At 66.0% G+C, this 14,210-nt stretch carries 9 protein-coding genes; 8 read left to right on the top strand and 1 reads right to left on the bottom strand.

Annotation, left to right across the window (positions count from 1 at the left end; translation table 11 throughout):
* Positions 1-8: 8 nt before the first annotated feature.
* Together asnB and ACFYO1_RS13580 are read left to right on the top strand one after the other, a co-directional pair.
* Positions 9-1,994, top strand: coding sequence for an asparagine synthase (glutamine-hydrolyzing) (gene asnB / locus ACFYO1_RS13585; protein ID WP_387230314.1), 1,986 nt, complete (start codon positions 9-11; stop codon positions 1,992-1,994).
* Positions 1,995-2,021: 27 nt separating this feature from the next.
* Positions 2,022-3,419 (top strand): pyridoxal phosphate-dependent decarboxylase family protein, encoded by a 1,398-nt coding sequence (locus tag ACFYO1_RS13580; protein WP_387230312.1) that lies wholly within the window; start codon positions 2,022-2,024, stop codon positions 3,417-3,419.
* A 43-nt stretch (positions 3,420-3,462) separates the two neighbouring features.
* On the opposite strand, the gene ACFYO1_RS13575 is transcribed toward ACFYO1_RS13580, so the two are convergent.
* Entirely contained in the window at positions 3,463-4,410 is a 948-nt protein-coding gene (locus ACFYO1_RS13575; protein ID WP_387230311.1) for a GNAT family N-acetyltransferase, read from the bottom strand.
* A 228-nt stretch (positions 4,411-4,638) separates the two neighbouring features.
* Here ACFYO1_RS13575 and ACFYO1_RS13570 point away from each other — a divergent pair, with 228 nt between their 5' ends.
* The 6 genes from ACFYO1_RS13570 to ACFYO1_RS13545 all read left to right on the top strand — a co-directional run bounded on the left by ACFYO1_RS13570 (position 4,639) and on the right by ACFYO1_RS13545 (position 14,158).
* Entirely contained in the window at positions 4,639-4,887 is a 249-nt protein-coding gene (locus ACFYO1_RS13570) for a hypothetical protein (protein ID WP_387230309.1), read from the top strand.
* A 751-nt stretch (positions 4,888-5,638) separates the two neighbouring features.
* Positions 5,639-7,447: a hypothetical protein gene (locus ACFYO1_RS13565; protein WP_387230308.1), complete on the top strand. Its 1,809-nt coding sequence runs from the start codon at positions 5,639-5,641 to the stop codon at positions 7,445-7,447.
* Positions 7,448-7,500: 53 nt separating this feature from the next.
* A complete protein-coding gene (locus ACFYO1_RS13560) occupies positions 7,501-10,266 on the top strand; it encodes an ATP-binding protein (RefSeq protein ID WP_387230306.1) in 2,766 nt (921 codons plus the stop codon).
* A complete protein-coding gene (locus ACFYO1_RS13555) occupies positions 10,263-11,882 on the top strand; it encodes a hypothetical protein (protein ID WP_387230304.1) in 1,620 nt (539 codons plus the stop codon). The genes ACFYO1_RS13560 and ACFYO1_RS13555 overlap by 4 nt, the downstream gene beginning before the upstream one ends.
* Positions 11,875-12,873, top strand: coding sequence for a nucleoside hydrolase (locus ACFYO1_RS13550; protein ID WP_387230302.1), 999 nt, complete (start codon positions 11,875-11,877; stop codon positions 12,871-12,873). Before ACFYO1_RS13555 ends, ACFYO1_RS13550 begins: the two co-directional genes overlap by 8 nt.
* 292 nt (positions 12,874-13,165) lie before the next feature.
* A complete protein-coding gene (locus ACFYO1_RS13545; RefSeq protein ID WP_387230300.1) occupies positions 13,166-14,158 on the top strand; it encodes a hypothetical protein in 993 nt (330 codons plus the stop codon).
* Positions 14,159-14,210: the final 52 nt, after the last annotated feature.

Raw genomic sequence — 14,210 nt, 5'->3', positions numbered from 1 at the left:
TGTGTGGCGTGGTCGGATTCATTGACAGCGGATTACGGAAAGATCAGCGGCTGGATCTGGTGCGGCGGGGAATCCGGGCGATCGCCCACCGCGGCCCCGACGAGGTAGGCCTCTACGACAGCGCGGCGTTCACCCTCGGCACGGTCCGGCTCTCGGTCATCGACCCGAGGCTCGGCCAGCAGCCCATGGTGACGCCGGACCATCGATACATCGCCGGCTTCAACGGCGAGATCTTCAACTACCTCGAACTGCGCGACGAGCTGGAAACCTACGGGATCCGCTTCACGACGAACTCCGACACCGAGGTGCTGCTGCATTCCCTCGCGTATTGGGGACACGACGCCCTGCTGCGCCTGAACGGCCAGTTCGGCTTCGTCTTCTACGACAAGTGGGAAGGGCAGCTGATCCTCGGCCGCGACCGTTTCGGCGAACGCCCGCTCTTCTACACCGAGCAGGACGGCACACTGTACTTCGCGTCCGAGATCAAAGGCCTGTTCGCCTTCCCCCGCGTGCCGCGCGAGCTCGCCGCGGACAAGGTGCGGCGCGCGATGCGGTACTGGAGCCCGGTCCCCGGCGAGACCTGCTTCACCGGCATCGACGCCATCCCGCCCGGCCACGTCCTGACCGTTCGCGACGGCAAAGCCGAGCTGTCGAAGTACTACCACGGCATTGCCCGGCAGCCCGCAGGCCCGCCACCGAAGTCGTTCGAGGAGGCGAAAAGCGGTCTGCGGGAAGTCATCCGGGAATCGATCCGGCTGCGCCTGCGCACGGACTACGAGCTCGGCACCTACATCAGCGGCGGCATCGACTCGGCGGTCGTCTCCTCGGTGATGAACGAGCTGATCGACGAGCCGCTCACCACGTTCTCCATCGACGCGGCGGACAGTCCGGTGGACGAGTGGCCGTATCAGAAGGCGATGGTGGACCAACTGGGCAGCCGGCACACCCGGATCCCGGTCACCCGCGCGCAGGTTCGCGAGCGGTTTCCGCATGTCGTACGGCAGTGCGAACAACCGCTGCACTTCACCGCGCCGGTCGCCTACGGCGTGCTGGCCGAGCAGGTGGGGCTGGCGGGCGTGCGCGTCATCCTCGGCGGCGAAGGAGCCGACGAGCTGCTGGCCGGCTACGACATCGCCAAAGAGGCGACGATTCTCGAACGCTGTTTGCGGCAGGGATCTTTCGCGGGCGCGGCCGAGGAACTGGCGCCCACGCTCAACGACATGCGCTACAGCGACGCCACCAAGACCACCGCGATCTTCCAGTTCTACGCCGATCGCGCCGATCGCGATTTCACCCTCGGGGCGCATCTGCGGCGGTTCGAGACCGAACCCGTCGACCAGCTCATCGACGCGCCCGGCGACGTGTTCGACGATCACGCCGTGCTGCTGCGCCGGTTGCGTGCCGACTTCCCCGACTTCGATCAGCGAGCGGCCGTCGATCGCTCGATGCTGCTCGACATGCACACCTTCCTGATCGGCTACGGAATGACCTGTCTCGGCGACCGCGCCGGAACGGGCTTCGGCGTCGAAGGCCGGTACCCCTTCATGGATTTCAACGTCGTCGAGTACGCGGCCTCGCTGCCGATCGAATGGAAGCTGAACGGGGCGCGCGAAAAGCACATCCTGCGGGAGGCTTACGCCGATCGGCTGCCGCGTGAGATCGTCGACCGGCCCAAGTTCGGCATGCGGGTGCCCGGCTCCGGCGCCTTGCTGCCCGATGGCGACGACTGGGTATCGGCCGTGCTTGCTCCGTCCACCATTCGCCGGGTCGGCTTCCTGGTGCCCGACGCGGTGAATCAGCTGGTGGACAAGGCGAAATCGGCGACCTCGCGGATCCTGTACCCGTACGGCGACGCGTACGTGCACCTGCTCAGCGTGCTGCTGATGGAGGAGTTCCTGATCCACGACTTCCAGATACCCGAGGTCGACATCGACCGAATCATGATGCGCAACATCGACGGTGATCTCGACCCCGTCGGCACGGCCGCGCGCTGATCGACTGCTAGCCACGAGAGGATCATCATGCTCCCTGTCGATTTGGTCGACGATGTGCGAGAGGTCGGGACGGCGGTCCTCGAAACCCTTACCGCCCATGTCGAATCCGTGCGGACCGGCGCGGGCGAGGTGGTCTCCTCCGCCGACATCGATACCGTGGCGAAGCGGCTCGAGCTGAGCCGGTGGGTCGAGGAGGGCGGGATGACGCTGCCCGAATTGCTCTCCTTCGTCACCACGTACAGCGATATCTCGGCCAGCCATCATCATCCCGGGTATATGGCGCATCAGATCGCGCCGTCGGATACGCCCGGCGTGGTCGCCGATATCTTGCAGGCGGTCACCAACAACATCCCGCTGGTCTACGAGCTCGCTCCGGCGGCCGCGGCCGTGGACCGGGCGGTGTGCCGGTGGATGCTGGACAATGTCGGCTGGGCCGGAACCGGTATCGGCGCAATGACAAACGGCGGATCGCTCGGGAATCTGACCGCGCTGCTCGCCGCCCGTTCGCACGCCGATGCCACCGCGTGGCGGGAGGGGAATTCCGGCGACCTCGTCGTGTTCGCGCCGGCGACCAGTCACTATTCCGTGCGGAAGGCCGCGGCGGTGATGGGGTTGGGTGAACGCGGGGTCTATACGCTTCCTACCGATGAACTGGGCCGGATCGATCCGGCCGGGCTCGCACCGGCGCTTGCCGAGGTGCGCGCTCAGGGACGGCGTCCGGTTGCCGTCGTGGCCAACGGATGTGCCACTGGGACAGGCTTATACGATCCGGTGGCCGACGTGGCGGAGTTCTGCGAGGCCAACGATCTGTGGTTCCACCTCGACGGTGCGCACGGCGCCTCCGCACTGCTCTCGCCGCGCCTGCGGGACCTGCTCGCGGGCATCGAACGGGCGGACTCCACGGTGTGGGACGGGCACAAGATGCTGCGGACCTCGGCGCTGTGCACGGGCGTGTTGTTTCGCGAAAAGCACTATCTCAACACCATGTTCAAGCAGGATGCGAGTTACCTCTACCGGCCGGAGGCCGAAGAGGTGGATCCCGGGCAGTTCACCTTCGAAACCTCCAAATCGCCGCTCGGACTGAAGATCCTGCTCACCCTCGCCTACCGCGGCGAGGCCTCCCTGCGCGCGTACGTGGAGCGGCAGTACGACCTCGCCGAGGAGCTGTGGGGCCTCATCCAGGAGCGGCCCGACTTCACCACGCCCTACCAGCCGCACAGCAACATCCTCTGTTTCCGCTACGAACCGTGGGGTGACCGGCAGCTCGAATTGCGCGCCCGGCTCATCCAGGACGGGCGGTTCTATCTGTCGTCCTTCCAGCTGGGCGGGCGTCCGTATTTGCGCGCATCCCTCATGTCACCGAACACCGACCGGGCGACCCTGACGGAGATGCTGGAGGTGATCGCGGAGGTTGCCGAGGCGTGACGGTCAGCCGAAACCGTTGGGCCGGAGACAGTCCAGCGAATCGTCAGCCCGCGGTCTTGATGAGCGGCGCGTCCCGCACGAGCATTCGGAATCCGACGCCGTAGTACAGCGCACGCGCCGCCGGATGCCCCGGCGCGCCCAAGCAGGCGACTGTCGCGTGCGCCGCCCCGGCCGCCCGCGCAAGCCACATGCCGTGCAGCAGCATCGCTCTCGCCAGACCCAGTCGCCGGTAGCCCGGATGCGTTCCGACCGGCTCGAACTCGACTGTCTTGTTCACTTCGTCGAGCCACATGATCGTCGAGGACGCCATCGTCGAATCCGGCGCTTCGACCAACAGGTGCAGATCGCCCCGATACCCCGCCGTCTGCCGCACACCCTGATAGCTCGCCGCCGTGTAAGTCGAAGGGGCCCAAGCGTCTACATGTGCCCGGACCGCCGCCGCCGGCCCGGCCTGCTCCGCCGTGCGAAAACGAAATCCCGCCGGCAGCACCGGCTCTGCCACGTCCACGAGGTCCCGCTCGTTGAGTTGAGTCCAGGACCCTCCGTCGCCCAGCGAAGCCGGATCGGTCACATACCCGTGCGCTACCCACCGCTTGACGCCGAACTCGTCTGCGGCACTTGGTATCACCGCGCGCTCGATGCCCACGGCCACCCCTTCGTACCAGCCGATCACCTCGTCGACCAGCTCGGCGTAGTCCGGATCAACCTGATACACCAGATAGGCCCCGTTGACGTCCTTCACCGACCCGTCACTGCGCCGCACCCGACGCGGAAGCTGAGCCCACCCCCACGCCACCAGATCCCCACCCGAAAACCACAACCGACGCCGCCAACTCGCCCCCTCGTCGGCCAGCCCCTTCCCCCAGTTCCAAGCGAGCTCCCCGAACGTAGCGTCATCATTCACCAACTCCGGACGACCGGCCGTGATCCGCTGCGCCAAACCCTGCATCAACCGCAGGTCCGCCGCACTGACCCCTTCATCGTTCGTCACAGTCCCCCACTGTGTCACGCACCCGCACACCCGTCGAACCATTTCCGACCATTGCCGGCGATCGGGGTGGCCGGGCGGGCGCATACGCTGCTGCAGTGATCGGAGGCGCCATGGCGGGCCGGTTGGCGCGCTCATCTGTGGTGGAATCGGCTCTTTCGCAGGGTCTACGTACGGCGCCAAGGCCAACGGTTCGGAAACCTCTTCGACTCGAAAGGTGAGTGATCGATCATGGAAATCCTCGCGGCCCTCACCGCGGTGATTGCGCTCGGGATCGCGGTGTTCTCCGCCGTCGACGCCGAGCGAGGTCACCCCCGCCGAGCCACAATCACGTTGATCAGCGGGCTGATGATCGGCGCGACCGCGCTGTACGTCCTGGCTCCGGCCGGCATTCGAGTAGGCATCGTGGCAGGCACCCTGGTCATGCTGGCGTTCCAACTCGCGCCCGCGGCATCTCCTTACCGTGTCGAGCGTGGCTAGTGCCATGCAGGCAATCCTGGTCGAGGGGCGGTCTTGATGGCTCTCATCGTCCTGTTCGCGGTCAACGGCGGCGACGAACGCCCCTACAACGCCCGTCTGTACTGGACCTCGGCAAAATGCGCGGCACTGCACCCATGATGGGAACCTTGCCCAGGGTCCTGGCCGCTACCTTCGGCATCGCCTTCGCCACCGTCATACTCGCCCTCCGCTCCACGCCCTTCCTCTCTCGACGCCGCCCAGACGGCACCCGCAAAGTCGGCCACAACGACCTCAACTGGCCACCCAGACTCCCCGGCCGGCCGATACCCCGCGTGAACCGGTACGACAAACGCGCACGGACAGCGCGCAAGCAGAGAACCGAGCCGCCAACGGCCCGCTGACGATCACCGTTGAGTTCTCCGCGCCGACCGGCTACGCGGCGCAGCGGAATTTTGTGATGTAAGCACATCTGCGCGTGCACTGTTTCCTGCAATGAATTCTGCTGCGTTCGGCGCTCATTCACTTACCTGTTCTGGCACACAACTCCCCGGTCCCCACTGCACTCGCTGCGCAATCCAAATATTTTCACGATCAACGAAGTAGACGGCCGCGACCGTTCCGTGATCTGAAGTACCGCCTATCACACTGCCCTTGCATGTGAAAACGACCCTGCCACAGAACATTTCAACCCAGTAGGTGCGCATACCCGAGTTTCTGGAGGTATTCTGTAGCGACGATTCGGTTTACGCCACGCCTTAGGTTGGGGGTTGTCGTGGATCGGTTACCGGTAATCGACAATCGTGAACTTGCCCTGCGCCTTTCAGTTCCGCGCGAACGGTGGGGGTGGGAATTCACCGCACCGGCTCCGCCGAAACCGAGCCCGGTCCGCGCGCATGCGCCGCAGTGGGCGGAGCAGCCGCCTCCCCCGCAGTTGGCGCGATTGCGCGAGCGGTCCCGGCGGGCACCGGTGCTCCTGGGGGTCGGCTCGGCGGCAGCGGTGTGGGCGACCGGGATGGCGGCGGCATTCGGCTTCGCGCTGTGGCCGGCGGTATTGCCCGCCGGCGTACTCGCATCGGCGGGGTGGTGTGCGCAGACGATGCGGCGGTATTCGGTAGCGCGCCGTGAGTATCAGTCGTGGCGCGCGACGGAGGTCGCCAGATATGAAGCAGCGCAAGCGGAATGGATCGCACGGGTCACCGAGCACGATCGTCGTGAACAGCTACGGGTGTCATCGGCCGCGTTGTGGCATCCACTGCGACCGGCTCGAAACTCTGCGCGGGTAGACGTCTTCGGCGGCACCGCCGACGGTTGGGCGAGCCTGCTCGGCACAATGGGCGCATCACTGCTGGCCAGCGGCGCACGAATGCTGGTGCTCGACTTCACCGAGCAGCGCGTCGCGGTCGATCTAGCCACGTTGGGACACGCGTGCGGTCACCCCTGCTCGGTCACGATCCTGCCGAACAACCTCGGCCTGCTCGATGGGCTGTCCCCGGCGGAGATCGGCGAGCTCGTCGCCGAGGCGGTCGCGACGCTGCGGACTGCCGACGCACGTTCAGCCCAAACCCGCGGACTGGACGCGGAATTGGTCGAGCTGGTGGCCGCGAACCTGATCGGCCCAGTGACATTCGGTCGCATCGCCGCCGGAATTCGGTTGCTACGCAGCATCTCTGAGGCCGAACATGAGACTGCGCTATCGAGCGAGGAGATTCGCCGCGTCAATCGACTACTCGATGCCGTCGGCTCCTCGGAGTCGGCGCGCGAAGAATTGCGGTTTCTGGGCGGGCTGTTGAGCTTGCTGGACGAAGGCGATACTCGGCCCACTAAACACTCGGCGGTGTGGCCATCGGCGGGGCTGCGAGTTATCGCAACCGAGGACACCAACGCCCGGCGCAAAGATGTGCTGGACCGGATGGTGGTTCATCGAGTTCTGCACGGACTGCGGTGCGGTATGCACTCCGGCCCCGGAAGCGTCCTGGTGGTCGCCGGCGCAGATCACGTGGGCCTGGCCGCAGTGGAGGCGCTTGCCCGGCACGCTCGGCGGGCGGGCGTGCGGTTGGTGTTGCTGATCGAGCATCTGCGCGGTGACCTCACGCAGTTGCTCGGCGGTTCGGACAGCGCCTCGATCCTGATGCGGATGGGCAACGCGGCGCAGGCCTGCGCGGCCGCGGATTTCGTCGGACGGGGACATCGATTCGTCCTCTCTCAGCTCTCCGATCAGATCGGGCGCAGCTTCACCGAGGGGACTTCCGACACCAGCGGTGACTCGCTGACCTCGACCACAACCGAGGGCTACTCCGGTGTGTCGGTGAACGTCTCGGATTCGGTATCGCGCGCCGCGACCTGGTCGAGCACGACGAGTTGGTCCGGCTCGGATTCCACCTCGACCGGGCGCACCTACGCCCGCGCGTACGAGTACACGATCGAACCGACCACCTTCCAGTCCTTACCGGTGACCGCGTTCATCCTGGTGGAATCCGGGTCCGGCGTTCGACGGGTGGTCGCCGGAGATTGTAATCCGGGTATCGCGTTACTGGACCGAGTGGCCGCCGAGCAGGTCCTGAGCAACGGCAAACCAGCATGATGGCGCTGTCCGAATTCGGTTTCCACCGACTACTGACGACACCGATTCCATCGATGGCCGATAACGAGGCACCCGTCACGTCGGGCGCCGATGTTGCGCTGTTCGCGGCACTCACCGCCGCACACGCCGAACTTCTCGCCGCGCCAACCGATGCCGGGCTCGCGGTCGCGTGGGACCGCACGGCCGGCGAGCACCGCTTGCGTTTCCTCGTCGGTGGAAGTCCCGGATTCCCGCCGATACTGGCCGGGGCCGGAGACGTGGCGGTCATGTACCCGCCGGGAAGCACCGCCCGCGCGGCGCCCTCGGTGCCACAGCAGTGGGCACGAATTCCGACCTGGCTGCGATGCGGCGGACGTCCGGATTCGCTGTCGATGCGCGAGCCTGGCGTACAAGCCGAGAATGCCGGAGGGCGTGGCTGTTTCGAGGACTACATCGCACACCTGCCGGGCGAGTTCGTGTGGCTCATCGTCGCTGAGCCACTCGCTCCCGACTCCGTCGACGCCGAGTTGGCCGACCTGGAAGTGCGGCTGCCCAGGCTGCGCGCCCGAGCCAACTCCGAACCTGACCGAATCTCCCTGCAGCGGGGGGAATTCCGCTATCGCGAGCTGGCCCGCGCACGCGCTGCGGGCATGTGGTCGGTGCACGTCCTGGTCGGCGGACCCGACGAACTCAGCACTCGTCGTGCGGCCGGATTACTATGCAGCTCAGCAGATCTCGATGCGCTACCGTATGTGCTCCAGCCGCACTCGCCGACAGCGGACTTGACCCGCACCTGGGCGGCCTCGGGCAACCGCCGGACTGCCGGGTTCGAGTCCCCGTTCGTCGCCGGCAGCGAACTTCTGGCCGCCCTCGCCCGCCCACCACGCCGAGAACTACCCGGCATCAGAGCCGTGGAACGCGTCCATTTCGACCTGACTCCTGAACACGACGGCCAAGTCGACCTCGGCGCCATCCTCGACGACGCCGACCAGCCCGTCGACCGATTCCGGGTGCGCCTGGACACCTTGAACCGGCACAGCTTCGTCGCCGGCGCCACCGGCTCGGGCAAATCGCAGACCGTGCGACACCTTTTGGAGGGTCTGCACACGTCTGGTGTGCCGTGGCTGGTGATCGAACCGGTGAAGGCCGAATACGCGGGCATGGCCGGCCGGATCAGCGCGCCGGTCATCGTCATCCGCCCGGGTGACCCCCACGCCGTCCCGGTCGGGATCAACCCCCTCGAACCGGAGCACGGCTTCCCTCTGCAAACACACATCGACCTCGTACGCGCACTGTTCCTGGCGTCCTTCGACGCCGTCGAACCCTTCCCGCAGGTGCTCTCCCACGCACTGTCCCGCTGCTATACCGACCTAGGCTGGGACACCGTCATCAGCTCTTCCCGCAGACCCGGATTCACCCCGAAATACCCGACCCTCACCGATCTGCAGACCACCGCGTCGTCGGTCGTGGACGGCATCGGCTACGGCCGCGAAATCACCGACAATGTCCGCGGATTCATCGATGTCCGGCTCAGCGCGCTGCGATTGGGCACCCCCGGCCGGTTCTTCGAAGGCGACTATCACATCGACCTGGCGGACCTGTTGCGCCACAACGTCGTCCTGGAGATCGAGGACATCGGCAGCGATTCGGACAAGGCGTTCTTCATCGGTGCGGTGTTGATCCGGATCTTCGAGCATCTGCGCATTCACCGCAGCGACAACACCACCGGACTCCGGCATGTCACCGTCGTCGAGGAGGCGCATCGGCTGCTGCGCCGTGCGGAACCCGGCACGCCCGCCGCGCACGCGGTCGAATTGTTCGCCGCCCTGCTCGCCGAGATCCGCGCCTACGGCGAAGGCCTCATCGTGGCCGAGCAGATCCCCACGAAGATCACCCCCGACGTCGTAAAAAACACCGCTCTCAAGATCCTGCACCGCCTACCGGCCGCCGAGGACCGCGACCTCGTCGGCGCGACCATGAATCTCGCCGCCGCCCAATCGCGCCACGTAGTCGCCCTTCCCACTGGTCACGGGGTCGTCTTCGGTGACGGCATGGATCGTCCAATGCGCATTGCCGTGCCGCTGGGCCAGTCCAGAGAGGCCCGTTGCCCGGCACCAACAATCGCCCTAGCACCCGCCCTGGTCGAGCAACCACTGTTACTGCGGGACCTGAATCGCGCCCACCGCATCGCCGATGATCCGCTCCTGACCCTATGGATAGAACTCATGCTGCTCGCGCACCTTGTCGGCCGGCCGCCGCCGACTCCCGAATCCACCTGGCTGGACCGCCTCAGCCACGCCCACGCACGCCCGATCCTGCTAGCGGCCATCAGATTTCGCATCCGCACCGGCATCGACTCGCGATACATCGGGCTGAGTGACTACTTCCAGCCCGAACTCCTCGCCCGGCACCTCGCCACGCATGCCGTCGCCATCCTCGATCACACCGACCAGTCCTGCGGTCGAGACGAAACCTGCTGGCAGGCAGGCCCCTATCGATGGGCCGATGTGGAACGAGCGTTGCGGGACCAGACGCTGCCACCGGACCGTCCGCACCCGGCCACCGACGACTGGGCAGCGCGCGGGCTGGTGCTGTCCGGCACGACCCTGTGCGAACAACTCGACTCACTGCACGCCCACCCCGACACCTGGGCCGACCGGACCATCGTCACCGGACCCACGAACCCCACCTTGCTGGCGAGCAGCATTGCGCGCAGCAGTCGCGCCGCCACTGCCGCACAGCAACTGCGCGATGCGACCGCCCATCTGCGGCTGCTCACCAATTGGCCGCTCGCGTTGTTGGACGAACCCAACAGCGCTGCAACCCAGGACATCTCATGAGCATCGACGCGCGCGACCACCCCGCCGACGACCTCGAAACCATGCCCGAGCACGGCACCGCGAACGCCACCGAGCACAGCGGGCCGGGCCATCCCGACGCAGCGCACATGCTGGACATCGAATCGACCTCGGCCGCAACCGGACCCGAGACGCCACCCGAGCGACACAGGATCGAGGGCGTACCTGCTAATCGCCGCATGGAGCTCGTCGAGGAGCCGGAAACGGCTGATCCGACCGCCGAAGCCAGCGCGTACCCCGAACCGGATCCGTCCGACCGGGTGCTGACCAATCAACCCCGTGGCCCCGACACCGCCATCGAGAGCAACGCCGACCCGCCTGAAATCGTCACTGCCACAGTCCCACCCGAGAACTCGATGTCATCGGACCGTGATGAGACCGAGCTGCGCCGTACCGCGGCCATCGACCGGGTATGCACCCGCTACCAGGTCGACAGCGCCGAGGCGCGCGCCGCCGTCGAGAAGGCCTACGAAGTGGTCTACGAGTACCAAGCGCCGTTCATCGTCCGCCACACCATCGACATGCTCGAAGATTTCAAAGCCGACGTAGCCGCACAACCGGACACCGTCGGGAGTTTCCTCGGTCGTGACGGCCACCCGATCGCCCTGGCTGCGTACGCCCTCGAACCCGAGCTGTTCGAAAGCAATTGCACCGAAGTGACGGTGTCACGGTGCCTCGCCGACTCGGTCGTGCAGGACCTTGAGCGCAACGGCGGCAAGAACTTCGAGGCCATCGAGGGATTCAGGAGCGCCCGAGCCGATGTCGATCCGGACGACGTCCCTGGCGCCAAGGCTCAAATGACCCGCTATCTCGAATCTAGAGGGATGTCCGTGGGCGTCCCCGGCACGACCATCGTCCTGTTCGACAGCAGTTTCAAAGGCACCGTTCAAGAGCTGTTCTCCGCAAGCTTCCCCGACGTCGACTTCCGCGGTCGCTACCTGATTTTCGGCGAATCCCCCGATGATCCACACCCGGGCAGCAAGACCGGCTACGCGCTGCACCAATCCGTCGACCGAGCCGACACCGATCAGGACAGCGCGGACCTCGCCACGATCTTCACCGAGAAGGACGCGGTACTGGCGATCGAACACGTCCTGCGTGGGCCGCTCTCCAAAGCGGTCCGGTTCGATCGCGATGACATTCCAGTCCAGGAACTCGAATCACCACCGCTGGACCAGATCAACCCCCTGGACGTGGCCCCGGACTATCTCGACGCGAACGTGCGGTTGGCAGTGATGGAAGCCAATCAACTCGCCGTCGGTCACTATGCCGAGTCCATCGCCGCACAGCGTCGCACCGGTGGCGACTGGCACAACGAACTGACAACTAAATCGGAGACATTCATGCGCCAAGTGCGATCATGGGTAACACGTAACAGCGAGACCGATCCGGCGTTCGCGGAGCTGTGCGATTCCTTCGTCCGCCGGACCGACAAGAACCTCGTCGGGAACCTGCGCACCGCCATCGAACACCGTGGCCTCGACGAAACCGACGCAACCCAGGTTTGGCGCGACTATCAGCAGCTCGGCTCGCTCGAAGACAAAGAAGCCTTCGTTGTGCGCCACACCTACCCGTCGACAGGAGCCAGCCATGGGTGACACGGACGCCGACGAACCGAACGAATCGCTCGAGTCGATGTGGTCGTCGCTGCTCGGTTTCGCCGACCGGTACGCCGATCTCGGCTATGGCCCGCTGGCCGCGAAGCTGCGAGCCGGTGGCCCGCCGCCGCCGCGGGTTCAGCACACGCCGATCATCATCGACACCGACATCGGCGGCGACCCGGACGACGCCGTCGCACTCACCTGCGCCGCGCGCACTCTGCCGGAGCTGGCCCTGGTCATCACCACCGACGAAAACAACGGTGGCCGCGCGCGATTCGCTCGCTACCTGCTGGACCTGCACGGCCGGCAGGACGTTCCGGTGATCTCCGGCGCCGACCTGGGCAACACGCTCTACTACGTTGTCGACGGTCTGACCCCCGATGATGTCCCAGCTCAGCCGACCGACGTACTCGACGCGGTCCGCAAGGTGTGTGCGAGCACCGACCGGCACGTGCGCTGGGTCGGGATGGGTCCGCTCACCAACCTCAGCGGTGTCTTGAGCGCCGCGCCCGAGCTCATCAATCGACTGGTCGTCACGCAGATGGGCGGCGCGATAAACTACCGCGACCCCGCCAGAGCCGAGCACAACTTCCGGCTCGACCCGGCGGCCGCGCGCACGGTCGTCGCCACCGCCGCCGACCTGCTGCTGGTGCTCTCCGACATCACATTCACCGAACAGATCGCCGTCACGGCGGACACGGACACCTATCGGCTGCTCGCGGCCGCACAGGCCCCCGCATGGGCTCGCCTGCTACGCGCACATCTCGATCGCTGGTTTGCCGCGTTCTATCCCAGCAGCATGCAGCACGACCCACTCGCGTTGGCCACCGCGCTACAGCTACCGTTCGTCGACTTCACCCGCCGACGGATCTCACTGGCTACCGACGCCCGCATGAGCCTCGACCCCGCGGGGCATTTCACCTGGGTCACCACCAAGGCCGACTACCCCGCGTTCCGCAGCTGGCTCAACACGCAGCTCACCTACTGACCACCGCACGCCTATCGCCGAATTCGCTTCGACCGCAACACCAGATACATCGATACACCGACGATCACGGCCGACACCGCGGCGGCCTTTCGGCTGTACGGTTCGATGTCCTTGCGGTGGCTGCTCATGCCCACCACTCCTTCCGAGATGTGTACTCGGCGGTCCTGTTTGGAGCAGCTCACTTTGGAACTTTCCGCCAGGGACGACAATACGAACCGAGCCGCGAAAAAGATGGTGCCGAAGTTGGGGGAACCATTCACCCTGGCCCCCACGCACGCCATCATTGGCCACCATGACCACGACGGACTCGCCACTGCACCTCGCTCTGCAAAGCTACGGACGCACCGCGCGATGCCTATCGGTGGAAGCCATGCAGAACTGGCCGCAAGTCCTGATCGCATTAGCCGGCCCAGAGATCGTCGCCGACTCCGCCGCGCGCGCCGGACTCGCCGAATGGGTTGTTCGGCAGCTGTATACCGAGATCTCGGCCATCTCGGATCCGATCAACCGGCGCATCGCCGAGGCGATCATGGCTTCGGCGAAGGAGTTCAACGGTCTGTACGTGACCGAGCGCGCCAAGTACGTTCGAGACAACGACCAGGGGTTCTCCGACGAACTCTTCAAACGCCGTCGCCGCCGCATCTTAGCCGAGCTGGCTTCGCGGCTGGCGAAGGCCTACTGGATCAAGGACGCGCCGCCGATCTTCCTTGCCGGGCGGTACACCGACAGCGCTGGCGAGGCCGTCGCCGCCGAGCTCGGGAAGGCCTTGGCCACACTGCCGATCACTCTCCTGGCCGGCGGTTCCTACGTCGGCGTCGCTACCTGCTACGCGATGTCGAAGTCGTTGCAAGACAGCCGAACCTATGCCTCCGAGCGAACCAAACTCTTCGTTCGCACCACCTCCACCCGACTGGGCCCGGTCTACGAACCGTTCGGCGATATCAGGCACCTCGACAGCACTCCCACCCACGCGCGCTACACAATGCTGCGCGATGCCCGGCTCGCCCTCCTCTTCGGCGGCGGCAACGGCACCGCCGAAGAGGCGGCAATCGCCGCCGAGCTCGACATTCCGGTCATAGCGCTGGCCACCACCGGCGGCACCGCCCGCGAATACTGGTTTCGTAACGCGGCCGGCGCTCAGGCCACCCTGCCCCCAGCGCAGTTCAACAACTACCGTGACCTCAACCACCCGGACCACACCATCGCCATCCAGTCCTCGATCCGCCTCATCGCCTACCATCTGAACATTCGGGCAGACGTTGTGGAGCCCACACTGCGCCCATAGTCGACCCGCGTGCCCGTGCCCGCATCATCATCGTCTCGGCAAAACCGTCTTC

Source organism: Nocardia sp. NPDC006044 (genome assembly GCF_042871115.1).
Classification (GTDB): Bacteria; Actinomycetota; Actinomycetes; order Mycobacteriales; family Mycobacteriaceae; genus Nocardia.
This window is presented reverse-complemented; position numbering and strand designations above follow the sequence as displayed.

Excerpts from the sequence above, each read along its gene's own strand:
- ACFYO1_RS13580 (WP_387230312.1), top strand. The coding sequence starts at position 2,022 with ATGCTCCCTGTCGATTTGGTCGACGATGTGCGAGAGGTCGGGACGGCG.
- ACFYO1_RS13570 (WP_387230309.1), top strand. The coding sequence starts at position 4,639 with ATGGAAATCCTCGCGGCCCTCACCGCGGTGATTGCGCTCGGGATCGCG.
- ACFYO1_RS13560 (WP_387230306.1), top strand. The coding sequence starts at position 7,501 with ATGGCCGATAACGAGGCACCCGTCACGTCGGGCGCCGATGTTGCGCTG.
- ACFYO1_RS13555 (WP_387230304.1), top strand. The coding sequence starts at position 10,263 with ATGAGCATCGACGCGCGCGACCACCCCGCCGACGACCTCGAAACCATG.
- ACFYO1_RS13550 (WP_387230302.1), top strand. The coding sequence starts at position 11,875 with ATGGGTGACACGGACGCCGACGAACCGAACGAATCGCTCGAGTCGATG.
- ACFYO1_RS13545 (WP_387230300.1), top strand. The coding sequence starts at position 13,166 with ATGACCACGACGGACTCGCCACTGCACCTCGCTCTGCAAAGCTACGGA.